The sequence below is a fragment of the Roseateles sp. genome (assembly GCF_049240545.1).
Classification (GTDB): Bacteria; Pseudomonadota; Gammaproteobacteria; order Burkholderiales; family Burkholderiaceae_C; genus Paucibacter_A.
Window position 1 is genome coordinate 1 of record NZ_JBMLSK010000087.1, and the last position, 22,010, is coordinate 22,010.

At 60.9% G+C, this 22,010-nt stretch carries 19 protein-coding genes and 1 pseudogene; 19 read left to right on the forward strand and 1 reads right to left on the reverse strand.

Annotated elements, in window-relative coordinates:
- The 10 genes and pseudogenes from ACOVRJ_RS05865 to ACOVRJ_RS05910 all read left to right on the forward strand — a co-directional run.
- Positions 1-576, forward strand: a pseudogene (locus ACOVRJ_RS05865) (1-deoxy-D-xylulose-5-phosphate reductoisomerase); the annotation flags it as partial.
- Positions 573-1,937, forward strand: coding sequence for an RIP metalloprotease RseP (gene rseP / locus ACOVRJ_RS05870; protein ID WP_422042960.1), 1,365 nt, complete (start codon positions 573-575; stop codon positions 1,935-1,937). The pseudogene ACOVRJ_RS05865 and the gene rseP, both read left to right, overlap by 4 nt.
- Before the next feature lie 40 nt (positions 1,938-1,977).
- On the forward strand, positions 1,978-4,254 hold the full coding sequence (bamA, locus tag ACOVRJ_RS05875) for an outer membrane protein assembly factor BamA (protein WP_422042961.1): 2,277 nt from the start codon (positions 1,978-1,980) through the stop codon (positions 4,252-4,254).
- Positions 4,254-4,763 (forward strand): OmpH family outer membrane protein, encoded by a 510-nt coding sequence (locus tag ACOVRJ_RS05880; RefSeq protein WP_422042962.1) that lies wholly within the window; start codon positions 4,254-4,256, stop codon positions 4,761-4,763. Before bamA ends, ACOVRJ_RS05880 begins: the two co-directional genes overlap by 1 nt.
- A gap of 3 nt (positions 4,764-4,766) precedes the next feature.
- A complete protein-coding gene (gene lpxD, locus ACOVRJ_RS05885; protein WP_422042963.1) occupies positions 4,767-5,846 on the forward strand; it encodes a UDP-3-O-(3-hydroxymyristoyl)glucosamine N-acyltransferase in 1,080 nt (359 codons plus the stop codon).
- Positions 5,843-6,286 carry a 3-hydroxyacyl-ACP dehydratase FabZ gene (gene fabZ, locus ACOVRJ_RS05890; RefSeq protein ID WP_422042964.1) on the forward strand — a complete coding sequence of 148 codons (444 nt, stop codon included), beginning with the start codon at positions 5,843-5,845 and terminating at the stop codon, positions 6,284-6,286. Before lpxD ends, fabZ begins: the two co-directional genes overlap by 4 nt.
- Positions 6,287-6,310: 24 nt before the next feature.
- Positions 6,311-7,105 (forward strand): acyl-ACP--UDP-N-acetylglucosamine O-acyltransferase, encoded by a 795-nt coding sequence (lpxA, locus tag ACOVRJ_RS05895; protein ID WP_422042965.1) that lies wholly within the window; start codon positions 6,311-6,313, stop codon positions 7,103-7,105.
- Between the two features lie 13 nt (positions 7,106-7,118).
- Positions 7,119-8,267, forward strand: a complete 1,149-nt coding sequence (lpxB, locus tag ACOVRJ_RS05900; RefSeq protein WP_422042966.1) for a lipid-A-disaccharide synthase — start codon at positions 7,119-7,121, stop codon at positions 8,265-8,267.
- Positions 8,236-8,865, forward strand: coding sequence for a ribonuclease HII (rnhB, locus tag ACOVRJ_RS05905; protein WP_422042967.1), 630 nt, complete (start codon positions 8,236-8,238; stop codon positions 8,863-8,865). Before lpxB ends, rnhB begins: the two co-directional genes overlap by 32 nt.
- A complete protein-coding gene (locus ACOVRJ_RS05910) occupies positions 8,862-9,641 on the forward strand; it encodes a TrmH family RNA methyltransferase (RefSeq protein WP_422042968.1) in 780 nt (259 codons plus the stop codon). The genes rnhB and ACOVRJ_RS05910 overlap by 4 nt, the downstream gene beginning before the upstream one ends.
- A 4-nt stretch (positions 9,642-9,645) precedes the next feature.
- Here the strand turns inward: ACOVRJ_RS05910 and ppsR are convergent, their stop codons facing one another.
- The gene (gene ppsR, locus ACOVRJ_RS05915) at positions 9,646-10,467 is read right to left on the reverse strand and encodes a posphoenolpyruvate synthetase regulatory kinase/phosphorylase PpsR (RefSeq protein WP_422042969.1); all 822 of its coding nucleotides are present in this window, start codon (positions 10,465-10,467) and stop codon (positions 9,646-9,648) included.
- Between the two features lie 231 nt (positions 10,468-10,698).
- Here ppsR and ppsA point away from each other — a divergent pair, with 231 nt between their 5' ends.
- From ppsA to ACOVRJ_RS05960, 9 genes are all read left to right on the forward strand, one after another.
- Positions 10,699-13,107, forward strand: coding sequence for a phosphoenolpyruvate synthase (gene ppsA / locus ACOVRJ_RS05920; RefSeq protein ID WP_422042970.1), 2,409 nt, complete (start codon positions 10,699-10,701; stop codon positions 13,105-13,107).
- Between the two features lie 149 nt (positions 13,108-13,256).
- Entirely contained in the window at positions 13,257-15,449 is a 2,193-nt protein-coding gene (locus ACOVRJ_RS05925; RefSeq protein WP_422042971.1) for a VC_2705 family sodium/solute symporter, read from the forward strand.
- Positions 15,450-15,590: 141 nt separating this feature from the next.
- Positions 15,591-15,953: a 30S ribosomal protein S6 gene (gene rpsF / locus ACOVRJ_RS05930; RefSeq protein ID WP_263537038.1), complete on the forward strand. Its 363-nt coding sequence runs from the start codon at positions 15,591-15,593 to the stop codon at positions 15,951-15,953.
- 109 nt (positions 15,954-16,062) lie between these two features.
- Complete coding sequence (gene priB / locus ACOVRJ_RS05935) at positions 16,063-16,377, forward strand: primosomal replication protein N (protein ID WP_422042972.1); 315 nt, start codon at positions 16,063-16,065, stop codon at positions 16,375-16,377.
- 17 nt (positions 16,378-16,394) lie between these two features.
- Positions 16,395-16,685 (forward strand): 30S ribosomal protein S18, encoded by a 291-nt coding sequence (rpsR, locus tag ACOVRJ_RS05940; protein WP_263531959.1) that lies wholly within the window; start codon positions 16,395-16,397, stop codon positions 16,683-16,685.
- Positions 16,686-16,698: 13 nt separating this feature from the next.
- On the forward strand, positions 16,699-17,151 hold the full coding sequence (gene rplI, locus ACOVRJ_RS05945; protein WP_339595061.1) for a 50S ribosomal protein L9: 453 nt from the start codon (positions 16,699-16,701) through the stop codon (positions 17,149-17,151).
- 170 nt (positions 17,152-17,321) lie between these two features.
- Positions 17,322-18,761, forward strand: a complete 1,440-nt coding sequence (dnaB, locus tag ACOVRJ_RS05950; RefSeq protein WP_263537035.1) for a replicative DNA helicase — start codon at positions 17,322-17,324, stop codon at positions 18,759-18,761.
- 38 nt (positions 18,762-18,799) lie between these two features.
- On the forward strand, positions 18,800-20,752 hold the full coding sequence (locus tag ACOVRJ_RS05955) for a 3'-5' exonuclease (protein ID WP_422042973.1): 1,953 nt from the start codon (positions 18,800-18,802) through the stop codon (positions 20,750-20,752).
- A 75-nt stretch (positions 20,753-20,827) separates the two neighbouring features.
- Positions 20,828-21,994 (forward strand): PA0069 family radical SAM protein, encoded by a 1,167-nt coding sequence (locus ACOVRJ_RS05960; RefSeq protein ID WP_422042974.1) that lies wholly within the window; start codon positions 20,828-20,830, stop codon positions 21,992-21,994.
- The last annotated feature ends 16 nt before the right edge of the window (positions 21,995-22,010 follow it).

Genomic DNA, 22,010 nt, shown 5'->3' on the forward strand with positions numbered 1-22,010 from the left:
CCGAACTGGGTGATGGGCCGCAAGATCTCGGTGGACTCGGCCACCATGATGAACAAGGCGCTTGAGGTGATTGAGGCTCGTTGGTTGTTCAATCTGACGCCGGAGCAAATCAAGGTCATCATTCATCCGCAAAGCATCATCCATTCGATGGTGGTCTGTCGCGACAACTCGGTGCTGGCCCAGTTGGGCACGCCCGATATGCGGGTGCCGATTGCCTATGGCTTGTCCTTCCCCGAGCGCATTGAGGCCGGCGCCAGCCGACTGGATCTCTTGACTGGCCCGGGGCTGAGTTTTGAAGAAGCGGATGAAGCTCGATTCCCGGGCCTGTATCTGTCGTGGCAGGCCCTGCGTGGGCCGGAGGGGGCCACTGCAGTGCTGAACGCGGCCAATGAAGAAGCGGTCGAGGCTTTCCTCACCCGCCGCTTGCGCTTTGACCAGATCCACCGCGTCAACAGCCAAAGCTTGACCAATTTGCAGCCCGAGCGCGGCGAATGCAGTAGCGTCGAAGGGCTCTTGGGTCTTGACGCGCGTGCCCGGCGTTATGCCCGCGACTTGATTGCCGGAATGGCTGCATGACCACGCTGCTAGCTTTCCTGCTGACCTTGGGTGTCTTGGTGGCCGTGCACGAGTACGGCCATTACCGAGTGGCCCGAGCCTGCGGCGTGAAAGTGCTGCGCTTCTCGGTGGGTTTTGGCAAGGTGATTTGGCGCCGTCAAAGCAGCCCGGATGCCACTGAGTTCACCCTGTGTGTTTTGCCCCTTGGCGGCTATGTCCGCATGCTGGATGAACGCGAAGGACCGGTGGCTCCGGACTTGCGCGATCAGGCCTTCAACAATCGGCCCTTGCGGCAGCGCGCTGCCATCGTGGCGGCCGGCCCGCTGGCCAATTTTCTGCTTGCCGTGGTTTTGTTTGCGGCAGTCTTTTGGGTCGGAACCGAAGAGCCCCAGCCCGTCCTGGGGACGCCGGCCGCTGAATCCTTGGCCGCTCGTGCGGGCCTGCAGTCCGGTGATCGGGTGCGCGCGACCTCGCCAGACGGACAGAACTGGCGTGAACTGAACTCCTATCCTGAGCTCTTGTCGCGCACTACCGAAGCCATGGCGCAAGGTGAAAGATTGCACCTGGATGTGAGCGGCCACGGCAGTCAAGGGCATCGCAGTCTGTTGTTGGAAACCGATCGTCTGGCTCAGCATGAGTTTGATGCCGCCACCTTGCGCAAACTGGGCTTGTCTCCGCTGGCCGAGCCGGTCTTGGGCAAGGTCACACCCGGGGGGGCGGCCGATGCGGCGGGCCTGCAGGCGGGTGATCGCGTGCTCGCTGTGCAAGGGATGCCCATCCTTGACGCAGCCGGCCTGCGGGATTGGATTCGCAATTCGGTGCGTGAGGGCCAATCTCAAACCGCGGTCTGGAAGGTTGAACGTGCAGGCCGTGTACTCGAACTTGAAGTGAGTCCAAAGGTTGCGCAAGACAATGGCCGAGCTATTGGTCGAATCGAAGCCATGGTGGGCGCAGCGCCAGCGACAGTCAAAGTCAGCCGTGGTTTCTTTGACGGACTGTTTGGCGGCGTACAGCGCACCTGGGATGTGTCCAGCATGACCTTGAAGGTGTTTGGCCGCATGCTTGTCGGCGAAGCCTCGCTGAAGAATTTGAGTGGCCCTTTGACCATTGCGGACTACGCTGGACAGTCGGCGCGCTCGGGTCTTGCGCAGTACTTGGGCTTCTTGGCTTTGGTCAGCGTGAGCCTCGGCGTGCTCAATCTGCTGCCGCTGCCGATGCTCGATGGTGGGCACCTGATGTATTATCTTTTCGAGGTTTTGAGCGGCCGCCCCGTATCGGAGTGGTGGCAAACGCAGTTGCAGCGCGCAGGTGCGTTGATCCTGATGCTGATGATGGTCCTCGCCCTTTCCAACGACGTGGCCCGCTTGACGGGCCTGCATTGACTCTACCTGCATGTCCTCATCTCTAAGAATGGGCGCGCGTATGCGCCCCTCAGCCCTGACCTTGGCCCTGGTGGCCGCCCTGCAGTCAGGCGCCGCCTGGGCGGTGGATCCTTTTGTGCTGAAAGACATTCGGGTCGAGGGCCTGAAGCGCACCGATCCCGGCACCGTATTCGCGTCCTTGCCTTTCCGTATCGGCGACAGCTACAACGAGGAAAAGGGGGCTGCAGCGATTCGAGCGCTGTTTGCCACCGGCCTGTTCAAGGATGTCCGCATCAGCGTCGACGGCGGTGCAGTCGTCGTGATGATTGAAGAGCGTCCCATCATCGCCAACGTCAGCTTCGTCGGTCTGAAGGAGTTCGACACCGAGGCCTTGACCAAGTCGCTGAAGGAAGTGGGTATTGGCGAAGGCAAGCCCTTCGACAAGGCCTTGGCCGATCGCGCCGAGCAAGAGCTGAAGCGTCAATACCTGACCCGCAGCCTTTACGGCGCCGAGGTCACCACCACGATCACGCCCTTGGAGCGAAACCGCGTCAACGTGAGCTTCACGGTGAGCGAGGGCGAGCCGGCCAAGATCAGTGAAATTCGCATCCTGGGCAGCTCGGTGTTTTCTGAAAGCACCTTGGTGGGTCTGCTGGAGCAAACCAGCAGTGGATGGCTCACTTGGTACACCAAGACCGACCGCTATTCGCGTGCCAAGCTGAATGCCGATCTGGAAACCCTGCGCTCCTATTATTTGAATCGCGGCTATCTTGAGTTTGCCGTGACTTCGACGCAGGTCACGATCTCGCCGGACAAGCAAAACATCAGTGTCGCCATCACCGTCAGTGAAGGCCAGCAATACACCGTCACTGGCGTGAAGTTGGAAGGCGAGTTCCTCGGTCGCGAAGAAGACTTCAAGCGACTGATTGTGTTGAAGCCCGGTCAACCGTATCAAGGCGAAGCCGTGGCGCAAACGACGCGTGGCTTCTCGGATCTGTACGGCACTTTCGGCTACGCCTTTGCGCGCGTGGATTCGCGCCCGGAAATTGACCGCGCGACCGGCCAGGTGGTGGTGACTTTCTCGGGTGAGCCGCAACGCCGCGTTTATGTTCGCAAGGTGATCGTGTCCGGCAACACCCGCACGCGTGACGAAGTGATTCGGCGCGAGTTCCGCCAGTTTGAATCGGCGTGGTACGACGGACAAAAGATCAAGGCCTCACGAGACCGTGTTGAGCGTTTGGGTTACTTCAAGGAAGTCACCATCGACACCAGCGAGGTTCCAGGCGCACAGGATCAGGTCGATGTGGTGCTGAATGTGGTGGAGCGCCCAACCGGCAATATCCAGGTCGGCGCCGGCTACTCCAGTCAGCAAAAGCTGTCCTTCACCGGCGCGATCCGACAGGACAACGTCTTCGGCTCCGGCAATTACCTCGGCGTGGAAGTGTCGACCGCGTCTACCGGCCGCACGCTGGTGCTCAGCACGGTGGATCCTTACTTCACGGTCGACGGTGTGTCCCGTGCATTGGATCTGTTCTACAGAACTCAGAAGCCTTACAACAATCTCGGCGAGCAGTTCGAGTTGGTCACCCAGGGTGCTTCGATTCGATTTGGCGTGCCGTTCTCGGAGCTCGATACCGTCTTCTTCGGCTTGGGTTATGAACGCACGACCATGACCACCACGGCCGGTTTGCCCAATAGCTACTTGCTGTACGGACGCCTTTTCGGTCGCGATAGCGTTTCCTACCCCTTCACCATTGGCTGGCAGCGCGACAACCGCGACAGCATCATTTCCCCGACCAAAGGAAAGTACCAGCGGATCAATGTGGAGACCAGCGGTTTGGGTGATGCGAAATACGCTCGCCTGAATATGCAGTATCAGGAGTTCATCCCGATCACCAACAAGATCTCGTTTGGTGTGAATGGTGAATTGGGTTGGGGCGTGGGTCTTGCAGGCAAGCCTTACCCAATTTTCAAGAACTTCTATGCCGGCGGTCTGGGATCGGTACGGGTGTTTGAGGCTGGTTCGCTGGGCCCGGTGGACGTGACCGGCACGCGCATTGGCGGCAATCGCCGCGTCAACCTGAACGGTGAGTTGTACCTGCCGGTGCCCGGCAGCGGCAATGACAAGACCTTCCGGATTTACACTTTCATTGATGCGGGCAATGTGTGGGGCCCGAATGAAAAGGTCAACTTTGACACGGTGCGCTCCTCGGTGGGTATCGGTCTGAGTTGGATCTCGCCGATGGGGCCGCTGCGCCTGAGTTACGGCAAGCCTTTGCGCAAGAAACCCACAGATAGAATAGAACCATTCCAATTCCAGATCGGGAACGCATTCTGATGAAGAGCAAGCTGTTGAATTCGGTGGCATTGGCCGCCCTCATGTCTGTGTCGGCACTGGGCGTGCAGGCTCAGGAACTCAAGATCGGCTACGTCAACAGCGAGCGGGTGCTGCGTGAGGCCAACTTGGCCAAGACAGCGCAGCTGAAGCTGGAAGCCGAGTTTGGCAAGCGTGAAAAGGACCTGAAGGATCAGGAGAACAAGCTGCGCGTGTCCGCCGAGAAGCTGGAGAAAGACGCGCCGACGCTGAGCGAGGCCGAGCGCAACCGCCGTCAGCGTGATCTGGTCGAGATCGATCGTGATCTGCAGCGCAAGCGCCGTGAATGGCAAGAAGACCTGAACCAGCGCAAGAACGAAGAGTTGGGTGCCGTGGTGGAGCGCGCCAATCGTGTCATCAAGCAAATCTTCGATTCTGAAAAATACGACTTGATCGTGCAGGATGCGCTGAACGTCAGCGCTCGCGTGGACATCACCAAGAAAGTGATTGACACGCTGAACGCCCAGAAGTGATCGGTGGCCGCCGTCACTCTGGCTGAAGTCATCGCCGCCTTGGGCGGCGATCTTCATGGGGCCTCCGAAAATGCAGGGCAAGTCCTGATTGAGCGGGTTGGGCCGCTGGAAGGCGCCACGTCGGCGACGCTGAGTTTTCTGTCCAATCCGCGCTATCAGTCGCAGTTGGCGACCTCGGCCGCCGCCTGCGTGATCGTGGCACCTGCTTTTGCGGAAGCGGCAGCCAAGCGCGGACCGGCCATCGTCACGCCGGATCCCTATTTGTACTTTGCGCGCCTGACACAGTGGTGGGCCTCCAGAGTGCGACCGCCAAGCCCGGCGCGCATTCATCCCAGCGCGGTGATCGATCCCAGTGCTCGTTTGGGCCAGGGTGTTGATATTGGTCCGCTGGCGGTGATCGAGGCCGACGCCCGCATTGGCGATGGCGCTCGCATTGGCGCGCAATGCGTGATCGGTCGTGGCGCCGTGGTCGGTGCTTCAACGCGATTGGCGGCGAGCGTCACGGTCGGTTTTGATTGCCAGATTGGTGAGCGCTGCCTCATCCATAGCGGCGTCGTCATTGGTGCCGATGGCTTTGGCTTTGCGCCGACCGGTGCCGCCGGCGGTGGCCGCTGGGAAAAGATCGAGCAACTCGGCGCGGTGCGCATTGGCAATGACGTTGAAATCGGCGCCAACAGCTGCGTGGACCGTGGCGCCTTGGACGACACGGTCTTGGAAGACGGCGTCAAGATCGACAATCTGGTGCAGATTGCCCATAACGTACAAATTGGCCGGCATACGGCGATTGCGGGTTGCACCGCGATTGCCGGCAGTACGCGGATCGGTGCCCATTGCACGATCGCGGGTGCGGCCAATATCGTTGGGCATTTGACGATTGCCGATCATGTCAATGTCTCGGCCGCAACCCTGATCAGCCGCAGCATTCACAAGCCCGGCCTCTACAGCGGCGTGTTTCCCTTCGACGACAATGCGAGCTGGGAAAAGAACGCCGCTACTTTGCGAAATTTGCATGCCTTGCGCCAGCGTGTGCAGGGCCTTGAAAAAGCGCTTGAACAGGCGCAGGAAAAGAAAAATTCATCATGATGGACATTCACCAAATTCTCAAGAAATTGCCACACCGCTATCCCATCTTGCTGGTGGACCGTGTGCTTGAGATCGAGAAGGGCAAGCGCATCCTGGCGCTGAAGAATGTCAGCATCAATGAACCCTTTTTCCTGGGGCACTTTCCGCATCGCCCGGTGATGCCGGGTGTGTTGATGTTGGAAGCGATGGCGCAGGCCGCTACCTTGTTGGCGCTGGAAAGTTCGGACATCGTCTTGGACGACAGCACCGTGGTCTATTTCGCCGGCATTGATAACGCGCGTTTCAAGCGTCCGGTCGAGCCTGGCGATCAGATCTTGTTGGACGTGACCCTGGACCGTGCCAAGGCCGGCATCTTCAAGTTCTCTGGCAAGGTGATGGTGGGCGATCAACTGGCGGCAGAGGCGCAGCTCTTGTGCACGATGCGCCGCATTGATGCCTGAACCCATCAGCCTTAGGCGCGCAGCATGACGAAGATTCACCCCACCGCGATCGTCGACCCGGCGGCCGAGCTTGACAGCTCGGTCAGCGTGGGTGCCTACAGCCTGATTGGCCCGCACGTGCGCATCGGTGCAGGCAGCTCGATTGGCCCGCATTGCGTCATCGAGGGTCGAACCACCATCGGCCAAGACAACCGCATCTTCCAGTTCAATTCCATCGGCGGCACGCCGCAGGACATGAAGTACGCGGGCGAACCCACCGAGTTGCACATCGGTGATCGCAACACGATTCACGAGTTCTGCACCCTCAATCTGGGTACGGCGCAGGACGAGGGCGTAACCCGCGTCGGCTCAGACAACTGGATCATGGCCTATGTGCACATCGCCCACGATGTGCGCCTGGGCAATCAGGTGGTGCTGGCGAATAACGCCACACTTGCTGGGCATGTGCATGTGGGCGACTGGGCAGTGGTTGGCGGCCTGACCGGCGTGCATCAGTTCGTGAAGATTGGCGTACACGCGATGATTGGCTTTCAAGGCCATGTGGCGCAGGACGTGCCGCCCTTTATGACCGTGGATGGCAACCCCTTGAGCGCGCGCGCGATCAATGCGGTGGGCCTGCGTCGTCGCGGCTTTGCTGCGGAACGCGTTGCGGTGATCAAGCAGATGCACAAGCTCTTGTACCGTTCGTCGTTGACGCTAGAGCAGGCCATGTCGGCGATTGGCGAGCTGAAGGGGCAGCAGGGCGAGCCCGAATCAGATGCCGATATTGCGCTGATGCTGGGCTTCCTGGCTGCCGCTTCCCGCGGCATCGTGCGCTGATTTGAACGCTTCCATGACCCAGACCTCGCCACGCTTTGGCATGGTCGCCGGCGAGGCCTCCGGCGATTTGCTCGCCAGCCTTTTGCTGGGGGGCCTGCAATCGCGTTGGCCTGGATTGCAAGCCCAAGGCATTGGCGGCCCCAAGATGCAGGCGCAGGGCTTCGAGCCCTGGTGGCCAAGCGAGAAGCTGTCGGTGTTCGGCTATGTCGATGCCTTGCTGAACATTCGCGAGTTGTTGTCGATTCGAAAGCAACTGGGCAATCGCTTGCTGCAAGACAAGCCGGCCGCCTTCATTGGCATTGATGCGCCGGACTTCAACTTCGGTTTGGAGCAGCGCTTGCGCGAAGGCGGCATCAAGACGGTGCACTTTGTCTGCCCTTCGATCTGGGCCTGGCGGGCTGAGCGGGTTGAGAAGATCAAGCGCTCGGCCGATCATGTGCTGTGCTTATTCCCATTCGAGCCCGAATTGTTGAAAGCGCATGGCATTGGAGCCAGCTATTGCGGACACCCCTTGGCCGACGCGATTCCGCTGACGCCACCCAAGACCGAGGCTCGCAGCGTCTTGGGTTTGAGCGAATCTGACACGGTGGTCGCCTTGTTGCCAGGCAGCCGCCGCAGCGAGATCGCCTATATCGCCGAGCCTTTGTTGAAGGCAGCGGTGCTGATGAGCAAGTCCCGCACAGATTTGCGCTTCTTGATGCCGGTGGCGCCGGGCTTGCGCAGCTTGATCGATCCGCTCGTGCGCCAACATGCGCCCGCGCTGAATTTGCATTTGCTGGACGGGCGCTCCCACGAGGCGCTGGCCGCCTGTGATGTCACCTTGGTGGCCAGTGGCACCGCCACCTTGGAGGCTGCGCTCTTCAAGCGCCCGATGGTGATTGCTTATCGCATGCATGCGCTCAACTGGTGGCGCATGAAGGGTCGCAATTACCAAGCTTGGGTCGGTTTGCCCAATGTCTTGGCGCGAGAGTTTGTCGTGCCCGAGTTGATTCAAGACGCTTGCACGCCTGAGGCATTGGCCCGCGAAGGTCTGGCCTGGCTGGATGATGCGCCGCGTTATGCCCGCGCCCAGCAGTGCTTTGAGCAGCAGCATCACTTGCTGCGTTGTGACACCGCCCAGAAGGCCACCGATGCGATCGCGCAAGTCATTGGTCGCGCCTGAGCAACTCGGCCTGGCCTGGAATGTCAGCGGGCTGGTGGCGGGTGTGGATGAAGCCGGGCGAGGGCCCTTGGCTGGGCCGGTGGTGGCCGCTGCGGTGATCCTGGATGACGTCAACCCCATTGCCGGCTTGGCTGACTCCAAGGTTTTGACCGAGAAGAAGCGCGAGCGCCTCTTCGACGAAATCCGCGCCAAGGCCCTGTGCTGCTGCATCGCCGAGGCCAGCGTCGAAGAGATCGATGCCTTGAACATCTTGCAGGCCACCCTGCTGGCCATGCGGCGGGCCGTGGAAGGCCTGCGCCTGAAGCCGAATCTTGTGCTGGTCGATGGCAATCGCTTGCCCGTTTTGAAGATTCCGGCCGAGGCCATCGTCAAGGGCGACGCCAAGGTGCAGGCGATCTCGGCCGCGTCCATCCTGGCCAAGGTCACGCGTGACCGGCAGTGCCTGGCCATGCATGAGGCCCACCCTGAATACGGATTCGCCGGCCACAAGGGCTACCCGACGGCCGAGCATTTGGCTGCTTTGCGTCAGCATGGCGTGACCGCTTGGCACCGCCGGACTTTTGGCCCGGTGCGAGAGATTTTGTTGGAGAAGCAATGAGCCAGGTTTTGCACATCACCTCGCGTGACAACCCGGCTTTGCAGCGCTTGCGCAAGCTGAGCCAAGACGGCGGCGCTTATCGCAAGCTGGGGTCGATCTGGCTGGAGGGCGACCACTTGGTGCGTGCCTGCTTGCAGCGCGCCTACCCGGTGACCCAAGCGGTGCTGACCGAGGCTGCGGCGGCGGACCCGGTGCTGCGAGCGCTGGCCGATGCGGCGCCGCGCCAATTGATCGTGCCGACTGATTTGTTCAAGACCATCAGCGGCCTGGAATCCCCCGCGCAAATCGGCTTTGAAGTGCCGCATGACGACAAACAATCGCTCAAGCCTGCAGTTGATTCGGTGGTCTTGGATCGTCTGCAAGATGCTGGCAATGTGGGCACCATTTTGCGCAGCGCGGCGGCCATGGGCTTTCGTCAGGTGCTGGCCTTGAAGGGGACAGCGGCGCTGTGGTCGCCCAAGGTCTTGCGGGCCGGCATGGGCGCGCATTTCGGCCTGCATTTGATCGAAGGCTTGGCGCCGGCTGACCTGGAAGCTTTGCAGTTGCCGATGGTGGCCACCAGCTCTTATGCCGAGGCGCAACTGCACCAAATTCGCCTACCCAGTCCCTGTGCTTGGGTGATGGGTCACGAAGGGCAGGGCGTGCAGGCCGACTTGATGCAGCGCTGCGCCCTGACGGTCGGCATTCCTCAGCCCGGCGGCGAGGAGTCGCTCAATGTGGGCAGTGCTGCAGCAATTTGTCTGTACGAATCGGCGCGGCAGCGCCTGCTGCCCTGAGCGATCAGTAGATCAAGCGATCAGGCCGCAAGTCACGCAAGATGGTGGTGGCGATTTCTTCGATCGACTTGTGCGTCGATGAGAGCCAGGCTATGCCCTCGCGCTTCATCATGCTCTCGGCCTCGTTGACCTCGTAGCGGCAATTCATCAGGTCGGCGTACTTGCTGCCGGGGCGACGCTCGTTGCGGATCTGGCTGAGGCGTTCTGGGTCAATGGTCAGGCCAAAGCATTTGCGCTTGTGGGGTGCCAGCGTGTCGGGCAGACGGCCGCGTTCGAAGTCCTCGGGAATCAGCGGATAGTTGGCCGCCTTGATGCCATGCTGCAAGGCCAGATACAGCGAGGTGGGCGTTTTGCCACTGCGCGACACGCCAACCAGGATCACATCGGCCACGTCCAAATTCTTGGCCGACTGGCCGTCGTCATGGGCGAGCGAGAAATTGATCGCTTCGATGCGATCGTGATACTCCTGGCTGCGCGCCACATCCGAGAAGCGCCCCACCCGGTGGTTGGACTTGACCTCGAACTCGTCTTCCAGCGGTTCGATAAAGGTGCCGAACATATCGAGCACTCGCGCTTGGCAGTGGTCGCGCACGATCTTCAGCACCTCGCGGTCCACCAAGGTGGCGAAGACGATGGCGCGCTTGCCTTCGCGCTCGCCGGTCTCATTGATCTCTCGCACCACGGCGTAGGCCTTTTCGGGCGTGTCAACAAAAGGGCGGCGCACATGGCGCGGTTTGGTGGGGAATTGGGCCAGGATCGAGTTACCGAAGGTTTCAGCAGTGATCCCGGTGCCGTCCGAGACAAAGTACACGGTGCGATGGGGCATGGTTGAGTCGCTCTAGAGTGTTTGTTCATCATACGGCGATGTAACCCGTAGAATCCTTCGCAACCAACCGCCAGCCGTCATGCGCAGCTTTCAAACACTCAAGCCCGGGCTAGAACAAGAATGCAGAATTCTTGGGCTGAGTGACTGTGTGGACGACAGGGGCAGCGCTCGAGCCGAGACTCCAGGCGCCGCGGCGGGACTCAGGAATTTTCAACATCACGGAGTATTCCCATGTCCACACGCTATGAGCCGACCGCCCTGGTCGTTCCCTTTGAGAATCTGAGGATGAGCGACGTCGAGGTCGTTGGCGGTAAGAACGCCAGCCTCGGCGAAATGATCTCGGAGCTTTCCAGTTCTGGCGTTCGCGTGCCGGGTGGTTTTGCCACCACAGCGCATGCCTTCCGCGAGTTCCTCAAGCACGAGGGTCTGGACAAGCGCATCGAAGCGCGCCTGGCGACTCTGAACACCGACGATGTGCGCGCCCTGGCCGAGGCCGGTGCCGAAATCCGCGGCTGGTTGGAGGCGCAGCCTTTCCCGGCTGATTTGGAAGCGCAAATCCGCAGCTCATTTGCGAAACTGACCGCCGACAACCCGGGCGTGTCCTTTGCCGTGCGCTCCTCGGCCACGGCCGAAGACTTGCCCGACGCGTCCTTCGCCGGCCAGCAAGAGACCTTCTTGAATGTGATTGGCATTGAAGAGGTGCTGCACAAGATGAAGGAGGTCTTCGCCTCCCTCTACAACGACCGCGCCATCAGCTACCGCGTGCACAAGGGCTTTGCCCACGCCGATGTGGCGCTGAGCGCCGGCGTGCAGCGCATGGTGCGCTCTGACCTCGGCTCGGCCGGCGTGATGTTCACCATCGACACCGAGTCCGGCTTCAAGGACGTGGTCTTCATCACCTCCAGCTACGGCCTGGGTGAAACCGTGGTGCAGGGCGCTGTGAACCCGGACGAGTTCTATGTGCACAAGCCGGCGCTGGAGAAGGGCCGTCTGCCCATCATCCGCCGCAACCTGGGTTCCAAGCTGATCCGCATGGAGTTCGCCACGCCGGAAGAAAAAGCCGCCTCGGGCCGCTTGGTCAAGACCGTGGACACCGCGCCCGAAGCGCGCAACCGCTATTCGCTGGCCGATGCCGAAGTCATCGAGTTGGCGCGTTATGCCCTGATCATCGAGAAGCACTATGGCCGCGCGATGGACATCGAGTGGGGCCGCGACGGCGTCGATGGCCAGCTCTACATCTTGCAAGCCCGCCCTGAGACGGTGAAGAGCCAGGCCGAAGGGCAGGTCGAACACAGCTACAAACTCAAGGGCCATAGCGCCGTGCTGGCCGAAGGCCGCGCCATCGGTCAAAAGATTGGTACCGGCCCGGTTCGTTTGGTCTCGCACATCAGCGAGATGGACCGCGTTCAGCCCGGCGATGTCTTGGTGACCGACATGACCGACCCGAACTGGGAGCCGGTGATGAAGCGCGCTTCGGCCATCGTCACCAACCGCGGTGGCCGCACCTGCCACGCAGCCATCATTGCGCGCGAACTGGGTATTCCGGCAGTGGTCGGTTGCGGTGACGCGACCGAGAAGCTGAAGGACGGCCAGTTGGTGACCGTGGTTTGCTCCGAGGGCGACACCGGCTTCATCTACGACGGGCTGCTCGAGACCGAGATCAGCGAAGTGCATCGCGGCGAACTGCCGTACTGCCCGATCAAGATCATGATGAACGTCGGCAACCCGCAGCTGGCCTTCAACTTTGCGCAGATGCCCGGCGCCGGTGTCGGCTTGGCTCGCCTCGAGTTCATCATCAACAACAATATTGGCGTCCACCCCAAGGCCATCCTCGACTATCCGAACATCGATGCGGATCTGAAGAAGGCGGTGGAGTCGGTGGCTCGTGGCCATGCGTCCCCGCGCGCTTTCTACGTGGACAAGCTGGTGGAAGGTGTGGCGACGATTGCCGCGGCCTTCTTCCCGCGCCCGGTAATCGTGCGCCTGTCGGACTTCAAGAGCAATGAGTACCGCAAGCTGATTGGCGGTTCGCGCTACGAGCCCGATGAAGAGAACCCGATGCTGGGCTTCCGTGGCGCTTCGCGCTACATCAGCGGCGAGTTCTCGGATGCCTTCGCCATGGAGTGCGAGGCTTTGAAGCGCGTGCGCAATGACATGGGCCTGACCAATGTCGAAATCATGGTGCCCTTTGTGCGTACCGTGCGCCAAGCCGAGCGCGTGGTGGCCATGTTGGCCGAACGCGGTCTCAAGCGCGCGGCTGCGGGTGGGCAGGACGGTCTGCGGGTCATCATGATGTGCGAGGTTCCGAGCAATGCGATCTTGGCTGAGCAGTTCCTAGAACATTTCGACGGCATGTCGATCGGCTCCAATGACCTGACACAGCTGACCTTGGGTCTGGATCGGGACTCCGGTCTGGAGCAGTTGGCGGGTGACTTTGATGAGCGTGACCCGGCTGTGAAGGCCATGATCTCGCGTGCCATCACCGCTTGCCGGGCGACAGGCAAGTACATCGGCATCTGCGGCCAAGGGCCTAGCGATCACCCGGATTTCGCCGAGTGGCTGGCAGGTGAGGGCATTGTGTCGATCTCCTTGAACCCTGACTCGGTGATTGAAACTTGGCAGCGACTCGCCAAGCGGTGAGAACCTCACCAATCGAGCGGTCTTTGGATCGCTGAGATGGAAACGGCCCGAAGGGGCCGTTTTTCATGGGCAATGGGCATGCGGGTTCCTTGCTATCGACAGCCCGCCAGTCGCCTCGCATGATGCCGGGTAGACCCGAATCCATTGATATGAGCCCGTCGTCACCGCATGCTTGCAGCAGCGCCCGTCCCAGCGCAACCCTGAATCGTCGTCTCAAACGAATCTACGCCTGGTACACCCTGGGCTTCGTGCTGTTCGTCTTGTTGCTTGCGGGGCTGGAGCATTTGGGTTTGGCCAAGCACTGGATTGGCTTCTCTTTTTTGGCGGCCACGGTAGGTGTCTACGCCGCGATTGGCTTGCTGTGCCGAACCACGGACGCCGATGAGTACTACGTCGCCGGTCGACGCGTACCGGCCATGTTCAACGGCATAGCATCGGGCGCCGACTGGATGAGTGCGGCCTCTTTTCTTGGCTTGGCCGGCACGCTTTACCTCAGCGGTTACGGCGGCCTGGCTTTTGTCTTGGGTTGGACCGGCGGTTTTGTCCTCGTGGCCCTGTGTTTGGCACCCTATCTTCGCAAGTCGGGTCAGTTCACGATTCCGGACTTCCTCGGCGCCCGCTATGGCGGTACGGCGCCCCGTTTGATTGGTGCGTTCGCGGCGGTGCTGGTGTCATTCATCTATGTGGTGGCACAGATTTATGGCGTCGGACTGATCACTGCGAGATTGACCGGCTTGGGTTTTGAGGTCGGCGTGTTCGTGGGACTGGGGGGCGTCCTGGTTTGTTCCTTTTTGGGTGGCATGCGAGCAGTGACCTGGACGCAGGTTTCGCAGTACATCGTTCTGGTGATCGCTTTTTTGGTGCCGGTGGTTTGGTTGAGCGTGAAGCAGACGGGGTGGCCTCTGCCGCAATTGGTCTACGGCCAGCAACTGGCCAAATTGAGTGAGCGAGAGCAAGAACTGATCAAGGACCCGCTCGAGTTGCAGGTGCGCGAGGTGTTCCAGCAACGGGCCGACGCTTTTGAGGCCAAGCTTCGCGATGTACCTCAATCTTTGGCGGAGGAGCGTGCGGAGGCGGCTCGGCAGGTGGCGCAGCTGAAGGCCGAAGACGCCCCGCTTGCCGAGATACAGAGCGCAGAAAAACGTCAGGCCGGTTTACCTCGGACTCCCGCAGAAGCGAGCGAGCAATGGCGCTTGGCTCAGCTCAGCAACGAGGGGCGCGCTCTTCCCTTGAGCGGCATGCTGCCTCACGTTCAGCAGTTCAGTGGCGATCCGGCCGGCACACCGGTCCAGCAGCAGCAGTTTGAAGAGTCGCGCAGGAACTTTATCGCCCTGGTGTTTTGCTTGATGGTGGGGACCGCCGGCTTGCCGCATTTGTTAACTCGCTACTACACCACGCCCACGGTGGGTGAAGCGCGCGAGTCGGTGGCTTGGTCCTTGTTCTTCATTGCCTTGCTCTACTTCACGGCGCCGGCATTGGCGGTGATGGTCAAGTACGAGGTGCTGACTCAGTTGGTGGGCACGCCAATCGAACAGTTGCCCCAGTGGATTTCGCAATGGGCGCGACTGGATCCAGGGCTTTTGTCCATCAGCGATGTCAATGCGGATGGCGTGTTGCAACTCGGCGAGTTGCGCATCAGCAGCGACATCATCATGTTGATCACGCCTGAGCTCGCGGGCCTGCCCTTTGTCGTCTCGGGTATGGTCGCTGCAGGCGGCTTGGCGGCGGCCTTGTCTACCGCCGATGGGCTGCTGCTGACCATCTCTGCGGCGCTGTCCAACGATGTGTACTACCGTGTTCTGCACCCGCAAGCTTCTATGACGCGGCGAGTCACCTTGTCCAAGGCCTTGTTGCTGGCCGCGGCCCTGGCGGCAGCAGCAGTGGCTGCGCATCGGCCTGCTGAGATTTTGTACCTTGTCGGTGCGGCATTCTCCGTTGCTGGTGCTGCCTTCTTTCCGGCCTTGCTGATGGGCATCTTCTGGCAGCGCGCCAACGGCTGGGGAGCGGTGGCGGGTATGTTGACAGGCATGTTGGTGAGTGTTTTTTATCTCGCCACCGCCAATCCCTCATTGCGTGCAGCCCTTGGCATTCCGGGCGAAGCGCAGCTTTGGTGGGGCATTCAATCCATCTCGGCCGGCGTCTTTGGCGTGCCGGCCGGATTCTGTGCATTGATTGTGGTCAGCTGGCTGACCCCGGCGCCTGCCGCAGCCCAAGCATCGATGCTCCGGCTGCTGCGGCGCCCGCCCGTCCAGGGCTCCAGGCGACTGGGCGACGGCAAGAGCGAGGAAGAGCTGGCTGAGCATGGTTTGAACCCCAAGCGGGAATCCCGCAGCTGGCCCTAGTCGAAACAAGAAAATTGGGCTACAATCGCGGGTTCCCCCTTGCCGTGACCACGTGTAGACGCTGTGGCACGGCTTCCTCAGCGCTAGGTCGGGTTGTCAATTGGAGATGACACGGCTCGCTGGAATCCACAAGGAGTACTTATGCGTCACTATGAAATCGTTCTGCTGATCCATCCGGATCAAAGCGAACAAGTTCCGGCCATGCTGGAGCGTTACAAGAGCCTGATCACCACCGGTGGCGGCACTGTGCACCGCGTCGAAGATTGGGGCCGCCGTCAAATGGCTTACCTGATCCAGAAGCTGGCCAAGGCCCACTATCTGTGCGTGAACATCGAGTGCAGCAAGGAAACCCTGGCTGAGCTGGAAACTGGCTTCCGCTTCAATGACGCCGTGCTGCGTCACCTGACTGTGCTGAAGTCCAAGGCTGAAACCACCCCTTCGGTGATGATGAAGTCTGTGGACCGCGAAGACGCTCGCAAGGCGCCTCAGGTCGCGGCCGCCTAATTCAGCTTTCGAGCTGAGTTGGCTAAAGCTTGGTGTTTGAATCGGTATTGATTGAGATAAAAAAGGCCTGCTTCGCGCAGCGAGCAAGCAAGAGTGGGTGGGTTCTTCGGTGAATCACTTGATCTTGCAAGCCAGTCTGCTGGAGTTAGGACTTGTCAGATACACCCCGGCCGGATTGATGGCCTTGGACTGTTGCTTGAAGCATGAGTCCCAGGTGCAAGAAGCCGGCAGACCCCGCAAGGTTTCCATGGAAATCAAAGCGGTGGCGATTGGTGAAATTGGCAAGCGCCTGCAGGCCTTGGGTGTTGGTGGAACGGCTTGTTTTTCAGGCTTCCTCAGCGCTCAGAAAGCAGGGCGTGGAACGGTTTTCCACATCACTGCGATCGATACCAGCCACACACCGAATTGTTCGAATCCGGATTAAATTAAAGAGGTCACACGATGGCACCACCACGTGGAAAAGGTCGCTTCTCTAAAGACAAGAAGCCCAAGCGCAATACCCAATCATTGCTGTTCCGTCGCAAGCGTTTCTGCCGCTTCACCGTTACCGGTGTTGAGCAGATCGACTACAAGGACATCGACACGCTGCGCGATTTCGTCGGCGAAAACGGCAAGATCACGCCCGCTCGCCTGACCGGCACGCGCGCATTCTTCCAGCGTCAGCTGACCGTGGCGATCAAGCGTGCTCGCTTCCTGGCCATGCTGCCGTACAGCGACCAGCACAAGGTCTGAGGAGTAGGCAACCATGCAAATTATTCTGCTTGAAAAAGTGGCCAACCTCGGCAACCTGGGCGATGTCGTCACGGTCAAGAACGGTTATGCCCGTAACTTCCTGATCCCGACTCGCCAGGCACGTCGTGCTACCGAAGCGGCCATCAAGGAATTCGAAGCCCGCCGCGCTGAGTTGGAAAAGGCTGCCGCTGAAAAGCTGGCCGCTGCTCAAACTCTGGGCGAAAGCCTGACTGGCAAGACCGTGCGCATCAGCCAAAAGGCTGGCGTGGACGGCCGCCTGTTCGGTTCCGTCACCAATGCTGACGTGGCTGACGCCCTGAGCAAGCTGGGCTTCGCCATCACCAAGACCCAAGTGCGTATGCCCCTGGGCCCCTTGAAGGCGGTTGGCGAGTTCTCCGTGAACGTTGCCCCCCACACCGATGTGGTCGTGGAAATCAGCGTGCAAGTGGTTCGCGAGAACGACTAAGCGCTGCGCATTGAACTGACCTGCAAGGGTCAGCCAATAAAAAAGCCGACGCTGTCAAAGCCGTCGGCTTTTTGCGTTTCTGGGGATGATGTTATACAGAGGCATCCCCCGCCTTTCCACAGACTTGTCCACAGCTCCTGCCAGCGAACCCGTCCAGGGCAACACCATCCATGAGCGCAACTTTCTCCTCCACGCCTCTCCCGGGCTCTTCCATCGGCGCTGACCGTCGCGACGATGAGGTGGCGCGCCTGCGCGTGCCGCCGCATTCGATCGAGGCCGAGCAAAGCGTGCTGGGTGGGCTCTTGATCGACAACTCGGCCTGGGACCGAGCCGGCGACTTGTTGACCGAATCGGACTTCTACCGTTTCGAGCACAAGCTGATCTTCGTGGCGGTGGGCAAGCTGATCAATGCCGGCAAGCCTGCCGACGTAGTGACCGTCTTCGAAGAGCTCACGTCTCTTGGCAAGGCCGAGGAATGCGGGGGACTGGCCTATTTGAATGCCTTGGCGCAGAGCGTGCCGAGTGCCGCCAATCTGCGCCGTTATGCCGAGATCGTGCGCGAACGCGCCGTGCTGCGCAAGCTGGTGACGGCCAGCGATGAGATCGCCAGCGCTGCGATGAACCCGCAGGGCAAGGCGGTGAAGGAAATCGTTGACGAGGCCGAAGGCAAGATCTTCCGCATCAATGAAGAAGGCAACCGCGGCGGCCAAGGTTTCCACAGCATGGACAACCTGGTGGTGGCGCTGATCGACCGCGTCAATGAGCTGGCCGAGAACGGCGCCGAAGACGTCACTGGCGTGCGCACCGGCTTCTACGATCTGGACAATATGACCGCCGGCCTGCAGCCTGGCGACTTGATCATCTTGGCCGCACGCCCTTCCATGGGCAAGACCGCGTTCGTGGTCAATATTGGTGAGAACGTGGCCATCAATGAAGGCCTGCCGGTCGTCATTTACTCGATGGAAATGGGCGCGGCTCAGTTGGCGCTGCGTATGGTCGGCTCGGTCGGTCGCATCGACCAGAGCCGTTTGCGTCTGGGTCGCCTGGCCGATGATGAATGGGGCCGTTTGTCCGAAGCGGTCGACAAGCTCGGCAAGGCGGCCATTTACATCGACGAGAGCCCCGGCCTCTCGCCCAGCGAGGTGCGCGCCCGCGCGCGCCGCCAGGCCCGTATCAGCGGCCAGTTGGGCCTCATCATCATCGACTACTTGCAGCTGATGAGCGGCAATGGTGGGAATGAAGAAAACCGCGCGACCGTGATTGGTGAAATCTCGCGCGGCTTGAAGGCGCTGGCCAAAGAGCTGAAGTGCCCGGTGATTGCGCTGTCGCAGCTGAACCGTTCGGTGGAAACACGGCCCGACAAGCGACCGATGATGTCCGACTTGCGGGAGTCCGGCGCCATTGAGCAGGATGCCGACATCATCATGTTCATCTACCGCGACGAGTACTACACCAAGGAAGAGTGCAAGGAGCCGGGTGTGGCCGAGATCATCATCGCCAAGCAGCGGAATGGCCCGGTCGGCACGGTCAAGCTGGCCTTCCAGCGCATGCACACCAAGTTTGAGAACCTGGCGCCGGGCTATGTTGGCCCGGGCGGCGACGAGTACTGATTGCTGGTCTTTTTCGCCTCAGTTACTTGAGACTGCCGATGTCCGATCCGATCTTTGCCCCGAGCAGCTTCCGCCCGACGGACGAGCAAGTCACCATCCAGACGACGCGGGCTCGGCATGTGCTGATCGAAGCCAACGCCGGCGCCGCCAAGACCACGACCCTGGCCTTGCGCATCGCGCAGGCGCTGCAGCGCGGCGCGCAGCCGGCCATGATTCTGGCGCTGACCTATACCGAGCCTGCCGTGCAGGCTTTGCGTCAGCAGCTGCGCTTTGTCGGCGTCTCTGTTGAGCAGCTGCAGGAGATCCGCATTCACACCTTTGAGTCCTTCAGTGCATGGCTGCTGGGGGCTATCGAGGGCGAGGGCGTCTTGCAGTTGCGCTCGGAAGAGCAGGTCAAGCCCTATGTGCTGCGCGCGATTGAGCGGGCCCAGACCCTGCCTCAGGAGCGCTACCCCGACGAACTGCTGATTGGCGCTGCACCGACGGCCATGGTCGAGGGGTTGCTGCAGTCTTTTGCCGTGCTCAAAGGCCGCATGCTGATCGAGCAGTTGTCGGCCGAGGCGCCGATGAGTCCTGATTTGGCCGAGGACTTGGGCTTTGACTACCTCACGCTGCGGGTGCGCAGCGCCTATGAGTTCATTCGCCGCGGCGGGCATCCCGATCGGCCGGCCTTCCGTTTTGAAGGCGATGCCACCTACGACCTGGCGCGCGCGCTCAGCGCGGAAGAGGGCGAGCTCGACAACTCTTGCCTGGCACTGGGCTTGGCCCTCCTCGTGGTCGATGAAATGCACGACACCAACCGGGCCATGTTCACCGTGTTGAAGGGCTTGCTGGATCAGAACCGGCGCGCGGCTTTTGTCGGCGTGGGAGATCGCGATCAGGTGATTCACTCGCAGGCCGGCGCCGAGGCGGCCTTTATGCATGCGAGCTTCACCCAGGAAGTGGGCCAGCCAATTCGCCTGCCTTTGACGGCCAGCCATCGCTTTGGGCCCCAGTTGGCGCAAGCCGCAGGCGCTCTGGCTGGTGGCAAGCCTTACGCCGCTTTTCAGCAGCGCGAAACCGAAATCCGCAAACTGAGCTGCGAGTCACACCGCATCATGGTGCGCTTGGTGGCGGAAACGGCCCGCGACCATTTGCAGCAAAAAGAGCTGCATGAGTTGCGCATCTTGCTGCGGCAACCCGCCCATTCGATCTTGATCGAAAGCGAGCTGCTCAAACGCGGTGTGGGCTATCGGGTGGAGGGCTTTCAGCCCTTTCTGCGTCGACCTGAAGTGCTGCTGGTGCGCGGGCTCTACGCCTTCTGTTTCGATGATTTCAGTGGCTTTGCGTCCAAAGCGCTGCGTGCCGAGACCTTGGCCGCCCTGATGCAGTTTGCCGGCGCCTTGATCGACAGCACCGAGCTGCGCCATTTGGACGCTGTGACGGCGCAGCGGCGGGCCATCGAGGAGGCTTGCGCACACCCGGATGGCATGCGGGCCTTCATCGAGGGTCAGGTCTTGCGCAACGCCTCCGGCGTGGCTTTGCCTCGGCTGCGTGCCGCGATGGCGGTGCTCAAGTCGCAAGACTTGCCCAGTTTTTCAGAAGGCTTTTTGAAGGCCTTGGATCCGACGGGCCTGGCCGCTGCCGTGCTGGTGCGTCAGAGCGATATTCACCAGGTGCGCGACAACATCGCGCAATTGGTGCAAGTGGTGGCGGGTGAAGACGAGGGCTTGGACGGAGGCTTTCGGCTCTTGCAAAAGCTGCACGAGGGCCAAACGCGGATGCAGGCGAACCCGCGAGTCACCTTGTCGAGCATCGAGTCTGCCAAGGGCCTGGAGTTCGACCATGTGCTGATTCCGCATCTCTCGCGCGGTGAGTTTGTCGGTGAGGTGAGCGCTGCTGAAAATCGCAACCTGCTGTATGTGGCCATCACCCGCGCCCGGCAGCGCCTGACTTTGGCCTTTGACCCCGCCAAGCCTTCGCGCTTTTTGCAGGAAGCCGGCTTCCTCTAAAACTCGCTTCTCGCTTTCGGGCTAAGGCGAAAGGCGAGGCTGGCGCCTGGATAAAATACTGTATATATTAACAGTATGTCATTCAAGCCGAGCACCCATCGCAAACCCAGCCAAGCGCAGCCGTTCTACATCGACGCAGGCACGCTCAAGGGGCGCGGCAGTGCCTGTACGATTGCGCACCGTTTCCAGGCCGAGCTGCGCGAGCAATACGACGATGGCTGGGGCTCATTGGATCAAGAAGCGCAGCAGGAGCTTTGCGCGCCTGCTACCCAAATCATCGAAGAGCAGGCCGGCCGCATCCTCAGTAGCAATCAGTCCCCGGACATCAGCTTTGATCTGTCCATCAACCCTTACAGAGGCTGTGAACACGGTTGCATTTATTGCTTTGCCCGGCCGACGCACAGCTATTTGAATATGTCGCCGGGCCTGGACTTCGAGACCCGCATCGTGGCCAAGGTCAATGCCGCCGAGCGCCTGCGCGCCGCCTTCGCCAATCCGCGCTACCAGCCTCAGTTGCTGTGCCTAGGCACCGCGACCGACGCCTATCAGCCGGTGGAGCGCAAGCTGGGCATTACTCGTAGCTTGATCGAGGTCTTGAGCGCCCATGCACACCCCTTTTCCATCGTTTCCAAGTCGGCCGGCATTTTGCGAGACCTGGATTTGCTGGCGCCGATGGCCAAGCAGGGACTGGTGGCGGTCTATGTGTCGGTCACGACGTTGGACAATGAACTTTCAAGACGCTTGGAGCCACGTGCGGCCGCGCCGCAGCGGCGTTTGCAAACCATTCAAAGCTTGGCCGAGGCCGGCATTCCGGTGGGCGTCAGTGTTTCGCCCTTGATTCCGTTTTTGAATGAGCCAGAGTTGGAGCAGATTCTTGAGGCCGCGGCCGCTGCGGGCGCGCGCGCGGCCTTCAGCATTCCGCTGCGCCTGCCTTGGGAGGTCAACCCTTTGTTTCAGGATTGGCTGCAACACCATGTGCCGGAGCGCGCCGCGCGCATCATGGCCCGGCTGCGCGATATGCGCGGCGGCCGCGACAACGACGCACGATTCAATACCCGCATGAAGGGCGAAGGACTGTGGGCCGAACTGAACCAGCAGCGCATGACCAAGGCTTGTGCTCGCCTTGGCCTCCTGCGCGAGCGCATGGATTTGGATTTGAGCCGGTTTCAGCGCCCGGGGCCCAAAGCCCCAGGGGCTGACTCAGCGACAGCGCCCGCAGCAGCTCAGATCGAGTTGTTCTGAAGCGCCGCTACAGCGC

What these genes read in the sequence shown, in the direction of transcription:
- rseP (WP_422042960.1), top strand. Translation starts at nt 573, where the DNA reads ATGACCACGCTGCTAGCTTTCCTGCTGACCTTGGGTGTCTTGGTGGCC.
- bamA (WP_422042961.1), top strand. Translation starts at nt 1,978, where the DNA reads ATGCGCCCCTCAGCCCTGACCTTGGCCCTGGTGGCCGCCCTGCAGTCA.
- ACOVRJ_RS05880 (WP_422042962.1), top strand. Translation starts at nt 4,254, where the DNA reads ATGAAGAGCAAGCTGTTGAATTCGGTGGCATTGGCCGCCCTCATGTCT.
- fabZ (WP_422042964.1), top strand. Translation starts at nt 5,843, where the DNA reads ATGATGGACATTCACCAAATTCTCAAGAAATTGCCACACCGCTATCCC.
- lpxA (WP_422042965.1), top strand. Translation starts at nt 6,311, where the DNA reads ATGACGAAGATTCACCCCACCGCGATCGTCGACCCGGCGGCCGAGCTT.
- lpxB (WP_422042966.1), top strand. Translation starts at nt 7,119, where the DNA reads ATGACCCAGACCTCGCCACGCTTTGGCATGGTCGCCGGCGAGGCCTCC.
- rnhB (WP_422042967.1), top strand. Translation starts at nt 8,236, where the DNA reads ATGCGATCGCGCAAGTCATTGGTCGCGCCTGAGCAACTCGGCCTGGCC.
- ACOVRJ_RS05910 (WP_422042968.1), top strand. Translation starts at nt 8,862, where the DNA reads ATGAGCCAGGTTTTGCACATCACCTCGCGTGACAACCCGGCTTTGCAG.
- ppsR (WP_422042969.1), bottom strand. Translation starts at nt 10,467, where the DNA reads ATGCCCCATCGCACCGTGTACTTTGTCTCGGACGGCACCGGGATCACT.
- ppsA (WP_422042970.1), top strand. Translation starts at nt 10,699, where the DNA reads ATGTCCACACGCTATGAGCCGACCGCCCTGGTCGTTCCCTTTGAGAAT.
- ACOVRJ_RS05925 (WP_422042971.1), top strand. Translation starts at nt 13,257, where the DNA reads ATGAGCCCGTCGTCACCGCATGCTTGCAGCAGCGCCCGTCCCAGCGCA.
- rpsF (WP_263537038.1), top strand. Translation starts at nt 15,591, where the DNA reads ATGCGTCACTATGAAATCGTTCTGCTGATCCATCCGGATCAAAGCGAA.
- rpsR (WP_263531959.1), top strand. Translation starts at nt 16,395, where the DNA reads ATGGCACCACCACGTGGAAAAGGTCGCTTCTCTAAAGACAAGAAGCCC.
- rplI (WP_339595061.1), top strand. Translation starts at nt 16,699, where the DNA reads ATGCAAATTATTCTGCTTGAAAAAGTGGCCAACCTCGGCAACCTGGGC.
- dnaB (WP_263537035.1), top strand. Translation starts at nt 17,322, where the DNA reads ATGAGCGCAACTTTCTCCTCCACGCCTCTCCCGGGCTCTTCCATCGGC.
- ACOVRJ_RS05955 (WP_422042973.1), top strand. Translation starts at nt 18,800, where the DNA reads ATGTCCGATCCGATCTTTGCCCCGAGCAGCTTCCGCCCGACGGACGAG.
- ACOVRJ_RS05960 (WP_422042974.1), top strand. Translation starts at nt 20,828, where the DNA reads ATGTCATTCAAGCCGAGCACCCATCGCAAACCCAGCCAAGCGCAGCCG.